We start from the raw sequence: 16,363 nt of genomic DNA on the forward strand, positions 1-16,363 counted from the left end.
CGAATGGCGGCCTAGGGTGACGCGCCCGCTTGCGAGGGGTCCACGGGTCTCGCAGAACGGGTCATTTATGCGAACGCGCACAGTCATCGGCAGTGTCCCCACACGCCCCGGCCTCATCTCGCCGACCCGAGCAGCCCCCAAGAACATGAGCAAGGTTGCTCAGCGCCTGCACCGATGCGGTGCGCACAGCCGCTGTGCTGGTGCCCATGACCCGCGCGGCCGCGGTAGCGTCCAACCCGATCACCACCCGAAGCAGCAACGCTTCGGCCTGGTCACCGGGCAGCGCCGCGATCAGCGCAATGGCCTCATCGGTCGACACCTCGCCCTCCGCCACCGTGAGTACCGGCCGATGAGGCGCCGCAGCATCGCCCGCGCCGCAGGCGGAGTGGGCCGGGGACATTCGCGCTACGTGGTCGCCGGCCTGGTTCCGCGCGATCGCCGCGGCCCGGCCGCGCAGCCGGGCACAGTCCCCGCCGCGGAACACCCACGGCTCCCTGGCGAGCTGCCGCCACACCTGCGCCGCGACCCGGTCGGCCTCGTCAACGCCCAGCACCCGCAGGTACCGCAGCAGCCTCGGGTTCAGGTCCCGATACAGCAGACGGAACGCCTCCTCATCGGTGGTCTGGACCGTCCACCGCGACCCCGCCCGGCACAGCCGAACACCGACCCTTCCCACCATGTACCCTCCGAGATGGACTCCTAACTTAAAGTCACAGACGCACGGTAGCGAAATGAACACACACCCAAGCCAAGAGCCGCCCGAAACCGTCCAGGACCGGCCAGATCAGCGAAACCCGTCCATCCGGTAGAGAGTCCGCACTTCACGGGCGGCTGAAGCGCGACGACCGGTGACCCCGGCGGCTCGCTGATCAGCCATGACCCGACGATGCCCAGTCGTCAAAGTCACCACACGGCTGAGTCGGTACTGACCGTTCCGATTCTCTCCTCGCGGGCTAGCCAGCGTACAGCGGTGCGCTGCGCCATAGCATCCGATAGCATGACCGGTCATGGGTGAGGCATCGCGGACCGAAGCAATCTCAGCAACCATTCCCGCCGACGTTCTGGCTGCCGCACGCGACCTGGTCGCGGCGGGCAAGGCGCCGTCGCTGTCGGCTCTGATCTCCGAGACGCTCGCGGCGCGAGTCGCGCGTGAGCGGGATGCCGAGCATGCTCGCGCCTACCTGGCCGAGCACCTGTTGGGCGGCGAGGAGCTCACCGACGCCGAACTCACCAAAGGTCAGGAGTTGCTCGCCGGGGTCAAGGCGCGGGCCTCGGCTCGCCGGGCGGCGTCGGCTGCGTGAACGACGGCATCGTTTTCGATCACCATGCCGTCCTGGCGTTGGGGCGGGGCCACCGGGCGCTGTCGGGATTGGTGCATGCCGCGCACGCAGACCCCTACTTCGTGGTGTCGGTGCCGGCGGTGTGCTTGGCAGCGGCGGTGAGACAGCGCCCCGAGATGTCGGTGCACCTGGCCCAACTCGCCGCCGTCGAGGTTCCGGCACTGGACCGGGTCGCCGCTGACGAGACCGGCCGGATGGCTGCCAGGCTCTGGCCCGCCGGAGGATGGCCCGTTCTGCACGCGGTGACGGTGGCGCTGCTGACCGGCTGGGAGATCGCCACTGCACAGCCAGAGGACTACCGCGGCTTTGGAGTCCCCCTGCTACCGATAGCCCGACCCGGCCGCTGATCGACGCCCTCCACCCATCCCTGTGTGTTCGCCGTCGGGTGCGCCCCTGCCAAAGGGCCCGAAGCGCACTGTCTGATCCGCTAACAGCCGGCCGCCCTGAAAAGTGCAGGTAGGAGCCGGGCTTGAAGTGATCACTGGTACAGGGGGCAAGGTCGCAAGACGATCCCGGCGACATGAAGCTGCGTGAACTGGTGAACCAGCTTGTCGATGACGGACAGTGCAACGTCGACCAGCGCAGCGACACCGAAGCCAACGATGGGGTGGTCCATCGCCGGCGCCGCCCGCCTGTTCCGCTCAGTCGCCGACATTCTCGCCCTGCGCCCCGTCCTCATCCGCCGCGGCCTGCACCTGTGTGTCGAATCCGGGCCGCTGTCGGGGACCGACCTGGCCGCCGACCACCCTGGCACCAAGATGATGGTCAACGTGCTGGCCTCCGTCCTGGAATTCCAGCGCGACATGATCAGCGAGACCACCCGCCAAGGCGTCGCCGCCGCCGAGTCCTCCGGCAAGACCCTCGGCGCCCCACCGCCCTCGATGACGGCACGGCCGCCGAGGTCGTCACCGCCTACTCCGAAGGCGCCGCCGTCAAGGCCCCGGCATCACGTCGCACCAAGACCATCCGCCGCGTCCAGCCGGAGAAGGTGCGGTTGCTGCAGGCCGGTGAGATCCCGATCTACGAGCCCGGTGTTGGTGACCTGATCAGCAAGAACAAGGACCGCCTAGCGTTCACGCTGGACCTGGATGAGGCTCTGGCCGAAGCCGAGGTCGTGTACGTCTGCGTGGATACTCCGCCGACGTCCTCGGGGATGCAGACCACCTGTCGCGTGTGTGGTCGGTCGTGGGCTCGCTGAAGGGGCCGCGGCTGCGGGCGGTGGTGGTGAAGACCACGGTTCCGGTGGGGACCGGGGTTCGTGTCCGGCCCGTTCTCGACGAGGTCGGGCTCGGGCCTGTCGGCGACACCGCGAACCCCGAGTTCACCGTGGAGGGCCGCGCGGTCGAGGACTTCTTGAACCCGGACCGGGTGGTGATCGGCGCGTCGGATCCCGACACGGCGCGGCTGGCCGCGGACCTGCATGAGGACGTCAACGGGCCGGTGGTCACGATGGACGTCGAGTCCGCGGAGATGGCCGAAATGGCGTCCAACGCACTGCTGGCGACCAAGATCAGCTTCATCAACGAGATCGCCGCCCTGCGCGAACTGGCCGGCGGCGATGTGGAGATGGTGTCCAAGGCGGTGGGGCTGGACCACCGGCTCGGCGGCCACTTCCTGCGCGCGGGGATCGGGTGATCTGGCTGGGCGGGCGCTCGGTCCTGGGCTGCGGCAGGAGGTGCGGTGCGCCCGGGGGCCCGGCGGGGCGGCATGGTGGTTCCGGGTGTGGTGGGACGCGACCGGGCAATGCGCTCCCGAGCGGCGGCGGGAGCCACGACGGTGCTGGCGGCAGGTCTGGTGCCGGCAGGTACCTACCTGCTACTGCGCCGCCGCTACGACAAGCGCCGCTACCGAATGTGGGACGAGGCCTGGGCCGGCTTCGACCGCCGCCGCATCGGCCCCTGACGCCGCGCCCCTACTGCCCCGCCGATCAGGACGGTCAGCCGCTGAGCGGCGATCGGCGGGGTCCGGTGAGTGCTAGTCGCTGGGGTTCCGCGGTGCGTGGACGACCGCGACCGGGCAGGGCGCGTGCTGTACCAGGGCGTGGCTGACCGATCCGAGCAGGAGGCCGCGGAAGCCGCCCAGTCCCCGCGAGCCGACGACGAGCAGACGCGCGCCCTGCGCGGCGTCCAGCAGGACTTCACGCGGTGGGCCGACCGTGACCTCGGCCTGTGCGTCCACTCCAGGGTGCAGGTTCCGCAAGGGGGCCATCAGCTGCTCCAGCCGTGCCGTCGCAGCCTCCCGCATGCCGGCCTCGTCGACCAGCAGTGGAGGGGCCTTCACCGGTTCCGGTTCCCACGCGGCCACCGCGTGCACGGACAGGCCGTGCAGTTCGGCTTCGGTGAACGCCATCGCCAGCGCGGCCTGGGACGCCGCTGAGCCGTCCACACCGACCACGACATGCCCCGGCCCTGTCCCCGAGTGCCGGTCCGGGTTGCCTCTGGCGATCACCACGGGGCAGGAGGCGTGCGCGGCCACCTGGGCGCTGACCGACCCGAGCACCAGGCCGGCGAACCCGCCGAGGCCCCGCGGCCCCAGCACGATCAGGGCGGCGCTCTTTCCCGCTTCGATCAGTTTCGCGGCCGGCTGCCCGCATTCGAGGACGCCCTGCACCGGCACGTCGGGCGCGCCCTTCCGGACATGCTCGACACCACCGTCCAGGGTCTCCTGCGCCAGGGACCGCAGATCCACCATCGGCATGGCCATCGAGCCGCCGACAGAGAACTCCCACGCGTGGATCACGGTCAGCGGCAGGCCCCGGGCCCGAGCCTCGTCCGCGGCCCATTCCAAGGCCCGGACACCGTTCTGCGAACCGTCGTAACCGGCGACGACACCAGTGACCATCTCTGTGCTCATGTCCTCTCCCCCACCTCGTAGACGCCCATTGGCTCCATGTACCACCAGCCTTGCTCGGGACCCGTCGTCCACGGAGGGGGCATCGGTCCGGGCCATCAGGGACCTTTGGCCCTCCGGCTGCCAGAGCCCGGCGGCGCGGTCGAAGACGGCGAGGAGCCCGGATGGGCCTCGCCGAACGCAGGCGCCAATGCGGGCCGAATGGCTGCGCGGGCGATGACGAACGTCCCTGGATACGACGTCCACCCAGAACGACGCTGGGGGCGCTGGCACCGGCCTCCGCGGTGAGCATCGCACTGACGCGGTAGTCGGCACCCGCGTCCGCCATCGGGCGGCGCGCCGACGCAAAGGAGCTTCGCCATGGCGAGACAGATCGGCCCCAATCCCTCCGTTCTGGCCCTGGAGCAACGTGTGGCGGTGCTGGAACGACAGGTCGCTGCTCTGGCACAGGCCACCCGCCTGCTGGCTACCGCTTTGAAGGGCACTCCCTTCGACTCGCCCGACGACGACACGGCACCGGCGGCCAGACGAGCGCACGAACTGCTCCTGCTGCCGCCGCTGGCGCCGGCCGACCCGCATTGACGGGCCCCCACCCCCAAGGAGACGCACAATGTCCACCCCACGAACGAAAGTCCTCGTAGGAATCGACGGCTCGGCCGCTTCCGACCGCGCCGTCGCCTGGGCCGCGGATGAGGCCGCACGGTTCGGGAAGGCCTTGAATCTCGTCCACGTCGTGGAGACGGCCACACTGGACATTCCCGGACACACGACGGACGGGATCTCCGAGGCACTCGCCCAGGCGGCGACCCGGATCCTGCGGGACGGCCGTGCCCGGGCGCTCCAGCAGCAGCCGGAACTCACCGTGGAGACCATGGTCGTCCATGAGCGGAACGTTCCGGCCGGGCTGCGGCAGTACGCCGGCGATGCAACCGAGGTCGTGATCGGATATCGCGGTCGCGGCGGCTTCGCCGGGCTGCTGCTCGGCTCCACCGCCCTGCGCCTGGCCGGGCACTACCCCGGCCCGGTGATCATGGTCCGCGATCAGGTCGAGGCGGCGGCCGGCGAGATCGTGGTCGGGCTGGACCTGGCCGAGGACCCCGGGAGCCTGCTCGAGCACGCGTTCACCGCGGCGGCCGCACGCGAAGCGCGGCTGCGGGTACTGCACGCCTGGCATCCCGCGCCCCTCGCCGGCCAAGCGGGCGTGGACCTGCAGATCACCACCGACACCCTGCGCGAGCACCTGGTCGCCGCGCTGGCGCCCTGGCGGAGCCGGCACCCGGCCGTCAAGGTCACCGAGGACGTTGTCATCGGCCACCCGGTCGAGATGCTCGGCCAGGCCTCGGCCGGCGCCGGCCTGGTCGTCGTCGGCTCCCGGGGACGGTCGTTCCCGCTCGGCTCGGTGAGCCACGGGGTGATCCACCATGCCCGCTGCCCCGTCGCGGTGGTCCGCCCGTACGAGTGACCGCCGGTTCCGGTGCGCCGGGTGCCGCGTGCCCGGATCGGATCCGGTGGGCCATGCGGAACAGGGCTTTGGTCCGCCGGCCTGGGGACGAACGCCCGGCGCCCGGCATGGAGGCGCGGTGATCAGCTGAGATCGCGGCGGTCACGCCGCCGACGAGAGGAGGCACCGATGACTGCGCAACCGGCCCGCCGGAGGCTGGGGCTGTGGATGGCCACAGCCCTGGTGGTGGGCAACATGATCGGGTCGGGCGTGTTCCTGTTGCCCAGCTCGCTGGCCGAGTACGGGCCGATCAGCCTGATCGCCTGGGGGTTCACCGCGGCCGGCGCGATCCTGCTGGCCCTGGTGTTCGCCCGCCTGTCCCGCGCCTACCCCAAGACCGGCGGCCCCTACGCCTACGCGCGCCGGGCCTTCGGCGACTTCGTCGGATTCCAGACCGCGTGGGGCTACTGGATCGCGGTATGGGCCGGGAACGCGGCGATCGCGGTCGCGTTCGTCGGCTATCTCGCCCACTTCTGGCCCGCGCTGGGCGATGACAAGATACTGGCCGCCGCGGTCGGCCTGGCGGCCATCTGGGTCCTGACCGCGATCAATGCCTACGGGATCCGCCAAGCCGGCGCCGTCCAGGTCGCCACCACCATCATCAAGCTGGTACCGCTGCTGCTCATCGCGATCGGCGGCCTGTTCTTCATCAAGTCCGGCAACTTCGGCGAGTTCAACGCCAGCGGCGGCAGCGCGTTCGGGGCGGTGACCGCCGCGGCGGCGCTGACACTGTGGTCGTTCATCGGGCTGGAGTCGGCCACCGTCCCGGCCGAGGACGTCGTCCACCCGGAGAAGAACATCCCGCGCGCCACCGTCGCCGGGACCGCCGTCACCGCGCTGATCTACATTCTGGGCACCGTCGCGGTCCTCGGCCTGGTGCCCGCCGCCGCGCTGGCCACCTCGACCGCGCCGTTCGCCGACGCCGCCGACGCCGCGTTCGGCGGCTGGGCCGCCGACCTGGTCGCGGTCGGCGCCGCGATCAGCGCGTTCGGCGCCCTCAACGGCTGGATCCTGCTGCAGGGCCAGATCCCGTTCGCCGCCGCCCGCGACGGGCTGTTCCCGCGCGTGTTCACCCGCACCGGACGCGGCGGCACCCCGATCGTCGGGCTGGTCGTCTCCAGCGTCCTGGTCACCGGGCTGATGCTCATGAACTACAACGCGAGCCTGGTCGACCAGTTCACCTTCATCATCCTGCTGGCCACCCTGACCACCGTCATCCCCTACGCCTACGCCTCGCTGGCCGAACTGGTGCTGCTGGCCACCGACCGCACCGCGTTCACCGGCCGGCGCCTGGCCCGCGACGCCGTCATCGCCCTGCTGGCCTTCGGCTACACCGTCTGGGCCATCGCCGGCGCCGGCTACGAGGTCGTCTACAAGGGCACGCTGCTCATCTTCGCCGGCATGCCCGTCTACGCCTGGCTGAAGTACCGCGACCAGCGCACCGCCGTCCAGGCCGTCGAAGCCGGCGAACCCGAACCACCCGCGAAAGCCGCATGAGGGAAAGGCAACCTGTGTTCACCGTCTCCTCCGAGGTCGGGCGGCTGCGGCAGGTCCTGCTGCACCGCCCCGACCTGGAACTGCTCCGCCTCACCCCGGCCAACAAGGACGACCTGCTCTTCGACGAGGTGCTCTGGGCCAAACGCGCCCGCCAGGAACACGACGTGTTCGCCGACACCCTGCGCGAACGAGGCGTCCAGGTGCATCACCTCGCCGATCTGCTCGCCGAGACCCTCAAGATCGGTGAGGCCCGCGACCATATCCTCGACCGGACCGCGTCCGAGACCGCGCTCGGCCCGACACTGGCCGGCCCGGTCCGGGACGCGCTGGACGAGATGGCCCCCGCCACCCTCGCCCGGCACCTGATCGGCGGGCTCACCAAGGCCGAACTCGGCCTGCCCGCGGCCAGCCTGCTGCTGTCGTCGCTGGACGACGGCGACTTCGTGCTGGCGCCGCTGCCCAACCACATGTTCACCCGCGACCCGTCCGCGTGGATCTACGGCGGGGTCACCCTGCACCCGATGGCCAAGCCCGCACGGCGCCGCGAGACCGCCCACCTGGCCGCGATCTACCGGCACCATCCGCTGTTCGCCGAGCAGGACGCGCCCGTCTGGTATCCGGGCGCCGACTCCGCCCTGCCCTCACTCGAGGGCGGCGACGTCCACGTCCTCGGGCACGGCGCCGTACTGATCGGGATGAGCGAGCGCACCACGCCGCAGGCCATCGAACTGCTCGCCCGGCGGCTGTTCACCGCCGGCGCGGCCCAGCGGATCATCGCCGCGCAGCTGCCCCGGCGCCGCGCGTTCATGCACCTGGACACCGTCCTGACCATGGTCGGCCCCGAGACCTTCACCGTCTACCCCGAGCTGCCGCCGCTGCGTTCTTACACCCTGTCGCCGGGCCACGACCACGGCCGCGAGGTCCTGGTCCACGAGAACGAGGCGCTTTTCCCTGCGATCGCGCGTGCGCTGGGCCTGCCCCGCATCCACGTGCTGACCGCGCAGCAGGACGTCCGGGCCGCCGAACGCGAGCAGTGGGACGACGGCAACAACGTCCTGGCCATCGCGCCCGGCGTCGTCATCGCCTACGAGCGCAACGTCACCACCAACACCATGCTCCGCCACCACGGCATCGAGGTCATCACCATTCCGGGGGGCGAACTCGGCCGCGGCCGCGGCGGTCCCCGCTGCATGAGCTGCCCCCTCGAACGCGACGAGGTGACCCCGTGAAAGACCTCCTGCGCATCACCGACCTGACCTCAGCCGACCTGACCCTGCTGCTGGAGCTGGCAACCGGCTTCCAGGACACCCCCGGATCGGCGGGTCACCTGCTCGCCCACCGCATGGTGCCGATGTACTTCGCCAAACCCTCCACCCGGACCCGGCTGTCGACCGCGGCGGCGGTGACCCGGCTCGGCGGCACCCCCGTCGCCGTCGGGCCGGACGAGCTGCAACTGCGGCGCGGCGAGACCATCGCCGACACCGCACGGGTGATGGGCTCCTACGCCGCAGCGATCGTGATCCGCACGTTCGCCGACGCCGACGTCCGGGAACTGGCGTCGGCGGCGCCGATCCCAGTCGTCAACGCCCTGACCGACGGCCACCATCCACTGCAGGCCGTCGCCGACCTGCTCACCGTCCAGGAGCACTTCGGGCATCTGCGCGGCCACCGCATCGCCTACGTGGGCGACGGCGGCAACGTCGCCCGCAGCCTGATGGAGGCGGCGGCCCTGGCCGGCATGGACATCGCCGTGGCGACCCCGCCCGGATACGAGCCCCCGGACGAGGCCATCGCCTTCACCGCCACCGAAGCCGACCGCAACGGCGGCGGCTTCGTCCTCACCAATGACCCCGGCGAGGCCGTCAAGAGCGCCGACGTCGTCTACACCGACGTCTGGCTGTCGATGGGCGACCCTGCGGATGACCAGGCGCGACGCCGAAATGCGCTCACGCCCTACCGGGTCGACGAGCACCTCATGGCATTCGCCCGCGACGACGCCGTCTTCATGCACTGCCTGCCCGCCCACCGCGGCGAAGAGGTCACTCCAGGCGTCATCGACGGCGGCCGGTCCCTGGCCTTCCGTCAGGCCGCCAACCGCCTGCCCGCCACCCAGGCCGTCCTGTACACGCTGCTCACCGACCGGCTGAAGGGACACCGATGAGGATCGTCGCGGCCCTGGGAGGCAATGCGCTGCTCCGCCGGGGCGACCCGCTCGACGCGTCCGTCCAGATCGGGCGCATCCGCGCGTCCGTGCGCGGCCTGGCCGCCGCGGCGTCCGGGAACGAACTGGTCATCACCCATGGCAACGGGCCGCAAGTCGGGCTGCTGGCCGTGGAGAGCGCCACCGATCCGGCGCTGTCGGCGCCCTACCCGCTCGACGTCCTCAGCGCCCAGACCCAGGGCATGATCGGCTACTGGCTCGCCCGGGAGCTGCGCCGAGCCCTGCCCGGCCGCGAGACCGTCGCCGTGCTCACCGAGACCGTCGTCGCCCCTGACGACCCCGCGTTCGCCCACCCGACGAAGTTCATCGGCCGCACGTACCCGGCCTCCGAGGCGCACCGGCTGCAGGCCGAGCACGGTTGGGATGTCCGCCAGGACGGGGCCGCCTGGCGCAGGGTCGTCCCATCGCCCGAGCCGCGCGGCATCGTGGAGCTCCCCACCATTGCCCGGCTCGTCGACGACAGCTGCCTGGTCATCGCCGCAGGCGGTGGCGGCGTCCCGGTAGATCCAGATCACCAGGGAGTCGAGGCCGTGGTGGATAAGGACCTCGCGGCGGCACTGCTCGCCGAACACCTCAAGGCCGATGTGCTGCTGCTCCTCACCGACGTCCCGGCCGTCATGCGCGGCTACGGGACGGCGGACGCCCGTCCCATCGGCCGGATCTCTCCTCGGGCGTTGCGGGCGATCGATCTGCCGGATGGTTCCATGGGCCCCAAGGCCGAGGCCGCCTGCCGCTTCGCCGAGCATCGCCGGGGCGCCGTCGCGGTCATCGGCTCACTCACCGACATCCCCGCGCTGCTGTCCGGTACCGCGGGCACTCGAGTGGAGAACGACGAACCACGCTCCTGACCAGACCGGCTCCTACTGGGAAGACCTCCCGTGCGAGAACTGTGCGTTTCCTCCAGGGAAATCCGAGTACAAGCCCCGAAGGGGAACAGCAACCGTTAACGGAGGGCCCATGAGCGACGAACTTCAGTATCTCGATCAAGCCACCTGCCTGACACTCATCGAGCCGGTGGCCGTCGGCCGGATCGCTTGGGCCGAGGACGACAGGACCGTCACCATCCTGCCGGTCAACTTCGTCATGGACGGCGAAGCCCTCGTCTTCACCACCGCCCCCGGCGCCAAACTCGATGCCGTCCGCGGCGGGCGCCCGCTCACGTTCGAAGCCGACGACCTCGAACCGGCGCTCAGGACCGCCTGGAGCGTCCTCATCACCGGCCAGGCCGAGATCGTCACCGATCCGGACGAGAGGGAACGCCTCCGGAAACTCCCTCTCCACCCGTAAATCCGTTCCCCCAAGGATCTCTTTGTACGGCTGACTCCCGGCCGCATCAGCGGCCGCCGCATCCCCTTGCATGCCGGCGGAGTCACGACAGAACGCATCGACCCCAGAGGCGAAGCCACGTGATACCGTCCGCCAGGCTGGTGGAGGCGCACACCGCCACCGGCGATGACACGTTGTGCAGGACCTTCGGCCCTGACGCCGCCCGCCGCGACCCCGGCACTCTGTTGGCATGCAGCTCGATCAGAGCGGCCTGCGGATCCTGGACGAGGACGAGTGCCGCGCCCTCCTCGCACGCGCCGTGATCGGACGGATCGTCTTCACCCACCAGGCGCTCCCGGCCGTCCAGCCGGTCAACTTCGCCCTCAGCCGCGGCGACATCGTGATCAAGGTGTCGCGGACGTCGAGGCTCGCGACTGCCGCCGCCGACACCATCGTGGCGTTCGAGATCGACGACTACGACATCGAGGCCGAGACCGGCTGGTCCGTGGTCGCCGTCGGCCGCGCACGGCGCGTTGCCGACCCCCGCGAGATCACCGCGCTGGCGGCCCTGCCGCTGCGCACGTGGGCACCGGTGGAACGCGACACCTTCATCCGCGTCCGCCCCGAACTCATCACGGGCCGCCGAATCGGCAACGCCGGCCAGGCGGCCGTCACGCCCTAGATCCTCTGCCTCGTCCGGCCCTGCCGCTCACGGCCTCACCACGGCCGGTGACCAGATCAGTGCCGGCGCTCCCCTGACCACGACTCCGCTGTGCCATCGGTTCCGTGCAGGGAGGGGAACGGAGCGTCGCTACCGGCGATTGCTTCGGAGAGTTCCGTCAGCCGTGACTGGGTCGCCTCCAGCCGTTCCACGACGAGTCCGGCGAAGCGGCGCGTCAATTCATAGCCCATGGAAGGGTCGACGGCGCAGAGCGTCCGGACGAGGCGTCCATCGAACTCAACGGCCCGCACCGGGGTGGCGGCGACGCCACCGAAATGCCACTGGTACGGACGGAACAGCCACGACCAGCCCAGCACAGAACCCGCACCGAAAGTATCGATGATGACGGGGCCGCGGCGAGGCACGCGCAAGTCGACGATCACGGTTCCCTCCCGGACGAGCCAGAACCGTTCGGCCGGGTCGGATTCGCTGAAGATGCGCCTTCCCGCCGGGAACTCGGTGAACCGGGCCGCCGTCGCCAGCCTGCGCAGGCCAACGCTCCTCATGCCGTTCAAGAACGGTTCACGCGCGAGATCCGCACCGGTCACAGTGCTCATCCGACTCACTCCCTTGCACGTTCGTTCGTCCTCAGCCCACCGACCCGGCAAAGTGCCGGGCCAGTGAGCAGGCGCACGGCCTGTGAACGGCCACCACGAAGGCCCACGCCTTCACCGAATACGGTTCGGCACAACGGCCACCGTGCACGGAACGTGTTTGAGCAGCGCGTCACTCGTCGCGCCGAGGGTCAGGGGCTCCACGCCCCCCGTGCCCCGCGCACCCACCACCATCAGCGTCGCGTCCTCGGCCGCCTCGAACAGCGCCTCGCGCGGCGACTTCAGCACCAGCGACGTCGTGGCCTGGACGTGGGGGTACTTCGTGTACCAGGGCGCCACGGCACGTTCCAGGACGGCGCCGCACACGCGGCGCAGCCTGTCCTCGTCGCCGAACAGCGAAAGATCACCGTCAGGCGCCGCGCCCGGCTCCCAGCAGCCGTACACGGCACGCAGCCGCCAGCCGCGCAGCGCAGCCTCCTCGAACCCGAAGGCCAGCGCCGCATCCGCGCCGTCCGAGCCGTCCACACCGACGACCACCAGCCCGTCGCGCGGGGCGGCCGACCGGACGAGCACCACGGGACGGTCCGCCTTGGCCGGCACGCGCAGCGCCGTCGAGCCCACGGACATCTCGTCCGGTTCGTGCGAACCGACCACGATCAGGTCCGCGTCCCCGGCCTCGTTCAGCAGCGCCGGAGCCGCGCTGCCGTCCTTCAGCCGCTTGCGCACCGTCAGGCCGGGCGCCAGCTCCCGCGCGAGCGCCACACCGTGATCGAGGAGGTGCTCGCCCATCCGGCGGACGATGGCCACGCCCTCGTAGTCGATGTAGCTGACCGGGTACGGCCAGCGCCATGCGTGGCACACCGTCAGCGGCATCCGCCGCAGCTGCGCCTCCTTGACCGCCCATCGCAGAGCCCGCTCACTGTCGCTGGTCCCGTCGTAGCCCACGACCACATGGCTCATGGCGCCTCCTCGTCTCATCCACTCCATCCCACCCCTGGACGAGCCGCTGCCACAGGGTCGAAGGGCCCTTCGCACGAGGACTTCCGCCACGGCATCGGGCGCCCTGGGACTCGCTTCCCCTCCCAGGCCGATTCAAGGCGCAGATGGGCCGAAGGTCCCGCGCCTGCGGGGACGGTCGGCTCTGACCTGCGGGCGGCCTCCGGGGGATGGTGGAGGTGACTCAGGGAGGTCGCCGATGTGGGTCATGCCCGAGCACCGCTCCGTCGTCGTTGGGGTCGACGGTTCCCCCAACTCCATGGCCGCGCTGCGCCGCGCCGCCCGTGAGGCGCTCGACCGCCACGCGCGGCTCGACGTCGTCCGCGTTCTGGAGGCGGACGGCGCCACGACGCCCCGACCCCTGCGGACCGCACGCGAGTGGTTGCGGTTGCGCCGCCTGGTCGCCGGCGCCATCCCGCGCGCCCAGCACCTGAGCACCCGGCTCCGCGTCGTCCGCGGTGGCCCCGGCGAAGCGCTCGCCCGGGCGGCCGAGCACGCCGAACTCCTGGTCATCGGTGCCCGCGTGCACTCCGAGCACGGAAACCCGCTCGGCGGGGACACCGTCCCGGTCGTGCGCGAAGGCGCACGCTGCCAGATCGTGATCTGCGCCGACCACACCACCGCATCCGAGGCCCCGTGAGCGCGGGGAGAAGTCTCAGGAGGAGACCATGAAACGCCGGACCGTCCAGGACGTCATGACCAAGAGCGTCGTGACGGTGACCGAAGAGACCCCGTTCGCCGAGATCACCGACACGATGGCCGAACACGGCATCAGCGGGGTGCCCGTTCTGGACACCGCGCGCCGCGTGACCGGCATCGTCACCGAAGCCGATCTGCTCCGCAAGCAGGAGTACAAGGACGGCGGCGCCGCCCACCGGCCGCTGCGGGACAAGATCCGGCGCCACTCCGAAGCGGAGGCCAAGGCCGCGGCCGTGGACGCCCGGGGGCTGATGAGCACGCCGGTCGTCTCCGTCGCCCCGGACACCTCCATCGCCCAGGCCGCGCGGCAGCTGAACGGCCACGGGTTCAAGGCCATGCCGGTCATCGACGAGGACGGGCGGCTCGCCGGGATCGTGGCCCGGCGCGACCTGCTGCGCGTCTTCCAGCGCGACGACGCCGAGATCCGCGACGAGGTCATCCGGGACGTCCTGATCACCAAGCTCTGGCAGGACCCCGGCGAGCTGCACGTCCGTGTCCAGGAAGGGGTCGTCCACCTCACCGGGCGCGTGGAGCAGAAGAGTCTCATCCCGATCGTCGTCCGGCTGACCGCCGCCACCGAGGGCGTCGTGGATGTCGTGGACACTCTCGGGTACGACCACGACGACACCCGCCCCGCCCCGTATCCGAGAGCGTGAGGCCCGTGGACAACGCCGCACCCGGCTACGCCGCCGTCAGCGAGACCCACATCGGTGTCGTCTTCTTCACCGGAGACCGCGCCTACAAGATCAAGAAGCCGGTGAGCCTGGGCTTCCTCGACTTCAGCACCCGCGAACTCCGCGAGCGCGCCTGCCACGAGGAGGTCCGGCTCAACCGGCGGTTCGCTCCCGACGTCTACCTCGGCGTCGCCGACGTGCACGGCCCGGACGGCGGCGTCTGCGACCACCTGGTCGTCATGCGCCGGATGCCCGCCGACCGCCGGCTGGCCACCCTGGTCACGGCCGGCGCAGCGGTCCGGGACGCGCTGCGCGACACCGCGCGCATCCTGGCGGCCTGGCACGCCCGAGCCCCGCGCGGTCCCCGGATCAGCGCCCAGGGCACCCGTGAAGCCGTCCAGGCCCGCTGGCACGACAGCTTCGACCAGGTACGCCCGTTCCACGGCGAGGTGCTCGACGCCGCCGCGGCGGCCGAGATCGAGGCGCTCACCGACGAGTTCCTGAACGGCCGCACGGTCCTGTTCGACGCGCGCATCGCCGACGGCCGCGTCCTCGACGGCCACGGCGACCTGCTGGCCGGCGACATCTTCTGCCTGGACGACGGCCCTCGCATCCTGGACTGCCTGGAGTTCGACCGGGCACTGCGCAGCCTGGACGGGCTCGACGACGCCTCGTTCCTGGCCATGGACCTCGAACGCCTCGGCGCCCCCGACCTGGCGGAGTACTTCCTCGGCGAGTACGCCGCGTTCGCCGCCGACCCGGCACCGTCCTCGCTGCGCCACCACTACATCGCCTACCGGGCGTTCGTCCGCGCCAAGGTCGCCTGCCTGCGCCACGGCCAAGGCGACCCGGACGCGGCCGCCGAAGCACGCGCCTACGCCGATGTCGCCCTGCGCCATCTGCGCGCCGGACGGGTCGGGCTGATCCTGGTCGGCGGCCTGCCCGGCACCGGCAAGTCCTCCCTGGCCGGCGCCCTGGCCGACCGGCTCGGCTGCTCGGTCCTCAGCAGCGACCGCGTCCGCAAGGAACTCGCCGGGCTCGCGCCCCTCGACTCCGCCGCCGCCCCCTACGGCACCGGCCTGTACAGCCCCGAATGGAACCACCGCACCTACCAGGAACTCGCCGACCGCGCCACGAAACTGCTCCAGCTCGGGGAGACGGTCATCCTGGACGCGTCATGGACATCGAAGGAGCAGCGCGACCTCCTCGCCCTGGTGGCCGAACACGAACACGCACGCCTGTCGCCCCTGCGCTGCGAGGCCCCGCAAGCCCTCGCCATAGAGCGGATCCGCGCCCGTGCGCGGGGCGCATCCGACGCCGACGCCGCCATCGCCACCGCCATGCATGCACACGCGGCACCATGGCCCGAGTCGAGTCCGATCGACACCAGCGGGACGCTGGCCAACGCCGCCGAACAAGCGCTCGGCATCGTTCAACCACACCGCCCCGAACACCCGCAGGAGCGCCTCCCGTTCCTCTCCCCCGACTGAGCGAGCGGCAGAACACAGTGGCGGTTCCGTCCCTGCCTGAAGCGACGGTAGACGTCCGGTCTCCGGTCCTGCAGAGACCGACTTCTCGGCCCGACGGACTTCAGGCCCTGCCCATTGCCGGATATGGGGACGTAAGTCCCGCTGATCACGGACCGAACGGACCTATGGGCAAAGGGCTGGCCGGAGTTGAGTGAGAGGCGAAGGAACCGGCGATGTGATGGAGGGTGAGACGGCGATGGCAGTCTCCGAGCACAAGACGCACGCGGGACGCGGCACCCTGATCCGGGTGGTGGCTCCCAAGCCCCTGACCGAGACTCCCGCCGCCCGCTACGCCTGGGCCGCGGCCCGGCTGGCGCTGGGCTGGATCTTCGCGTGGGCGTTCGTGGACAAGCTGTTCGGGCTGGGCCACGAGACCCCGGCGGGCAAGGGCTGGCTGGACGGCGGCAGCCCCACCGAGGGGTTCCTGGCGCACGCCCCCAAGGGCCCGTTCGCGGGGCTCTACAACGACCTGGCCGGCGCCGCGTGGGCGGACTGGCTGTTCATGATCGGGCTCG

22 protein-coding genes and 1 pseudogene are annotated in these 16,363 nt (G+C 71.1%); 18 read left to right on the forward strand and 5 right to left on the reverse strand.

The window, feature by feature from the left end; all coding sequences use genetic code 11:
* Nucleotides 1-61: 61 nt before the first annotated feature.
* Nucleotides 62-679 (reverse strand): RNA polymerase sigma factor, encoded by a 618-nt coding sequence (locus ABZ806_RS38615; RefSeq protein ID WP_500223369.1) that lies wholly within the window; start codon nt 677-679, stop codon nt 62-64.
* A gap of 328 nt (nt 680-1,007) precedes the next feature.
* Here ABZ806_RS38615 and ABZ806_RS38620 point away from each other — a divergent pair, with 328 nt between their 5' ends.
* On the forward strand, nt 1,008-1,301 hold the full coding sequence (locus ABZ806_RS38620; protein ID WP_500223372.1) for a hypothetical protein: 294 nt from the start codon (nt 1,008-1,010) through the stop codon (nt 1,299-1,301).
* Nucleotides 1,298-1,687, forward strand: coding sequence for a PIN domain-containing protein (locus tag ABZ806_RS38625; RefSeq protein WP_500223374.1), 390 nt, complete (start codon nt 1,298-1,300; stop codon nt 1,685-1,687). Before ABZ806_RS38620 ends, ABZ806_RS38625 begins: the two co-directional genes overlap by 4 nt.
* 131 nt (nt 1,688-1,818) lie before the next feature.
* Here the strand turns inward: ABZ806_RS38625 and ABZ806_RS38630 are convergent, their stop codons facing one another.
* On the reverse strand, nt 1,819-1,956 hold the full coding sequence (locus ABZ806_RS38630; protein ID WP_500223414.1) for a hypothetical protein: 138 nt from the start codon (nt 1,954-1,956) through the stop codon (nt 1,819-1,821).
* On the opposite strand from ABZ806_RS38630, the gene ABZ806_RS38635 reads away from it, so the two are divergent.
* The 4 genes from ABZ806_RS38635 to ABZ806_RS38650 all read left to right on the forward strand — a co-directional run bounded on the left by ABZ806_RS38635 (nt 1,943) and on the right by ABZ806_RS38650 (nt 3,242).
* Complete coding sequence (locus ABZ806_RS38635; protein ID WP_500223412.1) at nt 1,943-2,386, forward strand: recombinase family protein; 444 nt, start codon at nt 1,943-1,945, stop codon at nt 2,384-2,386. The genes ABZ806_RS38630 and ABZ806_RS38635 overlap by 14 nt on opposite strands.
* The gene (locus ABZ806_RS38640; protein WP_500223376.1) at nt 2,329-2,538 is read left to right on the forward strand and encodes a hypothetical protein; all 210 of its coding nucleotides are present in this window, start codon (nt 2,329-2,331) and stop codon (nt 2,536-2,538) included. The genes ABZ806_RS38635 and ABZ806_RS38640 overlap by 58 nt, the downstream gene beginning before the upstream one ends.
* On the forward strand, nt 2,526-2,975 hold the full coding sequence (locus tag ABZ806_RS38645; RefSeq protein ID WP_500223378.1) for a hypothetical protein: 450 nt from the start codon (nt 2,526-2,528) through the stop codon (nt 2,973-2,975). The genes ABZ806_RS38640 and ABZ806_RS38645 overlap by 13 nt, the downstream gene beginning before the upstream one ends.
* A 141-nt stretch (nt 2,976-3,116) precedes the next feature.
* Complete coding sequence (locus tag ABZ806_RS38650) at nt 3,117-3,242, forward strand: hypothetical protein (protein ID WP_500223380.1); 126 nt, start codon at nt 3,117-3,119, stop codon at nt 3,240-3,242.
* A gap of 72 nt (nt 3,243-3,314) precedes the next feature.
* On the opposite strand, the gene ABZ806_RS38655 is transcribed toward ABZ806_RS38650, so the two are convergent.
* Nucleotides 3,315-4,193: a universal stress protein gene (locus tag ABZ806_RS38655; protein ID WP_500223382.1), complete on the reverse strand. Its 879-nt coding sequence runs from the start codon at nt 4,191-4,193 to the stop codon at nt 3,315-3,317.
* A gap of 357 nt (nt 4,194-4,550) precedes the next feature.
* On the opposite strand from ABZ806_RS38655, the gene ABZ806_RS38660 reads away from it, so the two are divergent.
* From ABZ806_RS38660 to ABZ806_RS38695, 8 genes are all read left to right on the forward strand, one after another.
* Nucleotides 4,551-4,772 (forward strand): hypothetical protein, encoded by a 222-nt coding sequence (locus ABZ806_RS38660; RefSeq protein WP_500223384.1) that lies wholly within the window; start codon nt 4,551-4,553, stop codon nt 4,770-4,772.
* Nucleotides 4,773-4,800: 28 nt separating this feature from the next.
* Nucleotides 4,801-5,652, forward strand: coding sequence for a universal stress protein (locus ABZ806_RS38665; RefSeq protein WP_500223386.1), 852 nt, complete (start codon nt 4,801-4,803; stop codon nt 5,650-5,652).
* Between the two features lie 168 nt (nt 5,653-5,820).
* Nucleotides 5,821-7,188 (forward strand): amino acid permease, encoded by a 1,368-nt coding sequence (locus tag ABZ806_RS38670; protein ID WP_500223388.1) that lies wholly within the window; start codon nt 5,821-5,823, stop codon nt 7,186-7,188.
* A complete protein-coding gene (locus tag ABZ806_RS38675) occupies nt 7,185-8,417 on the forward strand; it encodes an arginine deiminase (RefSeq protein ID WP_500223390.1) in 1,233 nt (410 codons plus the stop codon). The genes ABZ806_RS38670 and ABZ806_RS38675 overlap by 4 nt, the downstream gene beginning before the upstream one ends.
* Nucleotides 8,414-9,349: an ornithine carbamoyltransferase gene (gene argF, locus ABZ806_RS38680; protein WP_500223392.1), complete on the forward strand. Its 936-nt coding sequence runs from the start codon at nt 8,414-8,416 to the stop codon at nt 9,347-9,349. The genes ABZ806_RS38675 and argF overlap by 4 nt, the downstream gene beginning before the upstream one ends.
* On the forward strand, nt 9,346-10,257 hold the full coding sequence (locus ABZ806_RS38685) for a carbamate kinase (protein ID WP_500223394.1): 912 nt from the start codon (nt 9,346-9,348) through the stop codon (nt 10,255-10,257). The genes argF and ABZ806_RS38685 overlap by 4 nt, the downstream gene beginning before the upstream one ends.
* Nucleotides 10,258-10,366: 109 nt before the next feature.
* A complete protein-coding gene (locus tag ABZ806_RS38690) occupies nt 10,367-10,696 on the forward strand; it encodes a pyridoxamine 5'-phosphate oxidase family protein (RefSeq protein WP_500223398.1) in 330 nt (109 codons plus the stop codon).
* A 229-nt stretch (nt 10,697-10,925) separates the two neighbouring features.
* On the forward strand, nt 10,926-11,357 hold the full coding sequence (locus ABZ806_RS38695; RefSeq protein WP_500223400.1) for a pyridoxamine 5'-phosphate oxidase family protein: 432 nt from the start codon (nt 10,926-10,928) through the stop codon (nt 11,355-11,357).
* A gap of 56 nt (nt 11,358-11,413) precedes the next feature.
* On the opposite strand, the gene ABZ806_RS38700 is transcribed toward ABZ806_RS38695, so the two are convergent.
* A complete protein-coding gene (locus ABZ806_RS38700) occupies nt 11,414-11,953 on the reverse strand; it encodes a cyclic nucleotide-binding domain-containing protein (RefSeq protein ID WP_500223402.1) in 540 nt (179 codons plus the stop codon).
* A 111-nt stretch (nt 11,954-12,064) separates the two neighbouring features.
* Nucleotides 12,065-12,910: a universal stress protein gene (locus ABZ806_RS38705; RefSeq protein WP_500223404.1), complete on the reverse strand. Its 846-nt coding sequence runs from the start codon at nt 12,908-12,910 to the stop codon at nt 12,065-12,067.
* 235 nt (nt 12,911-13,145) lie between these two features.
* On the opposite strand from ABZ806_RS38705, the gene ABZ806_RS38710 reads away from it, so the two are divergent.
* The 4 genes and pseudogenes from ABZ806_RS38710 to ABZ806_RS38725 form a co-directional block, all read left to right on the forward strand.
* Entirely contained in the window at nt 13,146-13,586 is a 441-nt protein-coding gene (locus ABZ806_RS38710) for a universal stress protein (protein ID WP_500223406.1), read from the forward strand.
* Between the two features lie 28 nt (nt 13,587-13,614).
* The gene (locus tag ABZ806_RS38715) at nt 13,615-14,301 is read left to right on the forward strand and encodes a CBS domain-containing protein (RefSeq protein ID WP_500223408.1); all 687 of its coding nucleotides are present in this window, start codon (nt 13,615-13,617) and stop codon (nt 14,299-14,301) included.
* A gap of 5 nt (nt 14,302-14,306) precedes the next feature.
* Entirely contained in the window at nt 14,307-15,809 is a 1,503-nt protein-coding gene (locus ABZ806_RS38720) for a bifunctional aminoglycoside phosphotransferase/ATP-binding protein (protein ID WP_500223409.1), read from the forward strand.
* 217 nt (nt 15,810-16,026) lie between these two features.
* Nucleotides 16,027-16,363 (forward strand): annotated as a pseudogene (locus tag ABZ806_RS38725) (hypothetical protein); the annotation flags it as partial.

Source organism: Spirillospora sp. NPDC047418 (assembly GCF_040643275.1).
Taxonomy (GTDB): domain Bacteria; phylum Actinomycetota; class Actinomycetes; order Streptosporangiales; family Streptosporangiaceae; genus Spirillospora.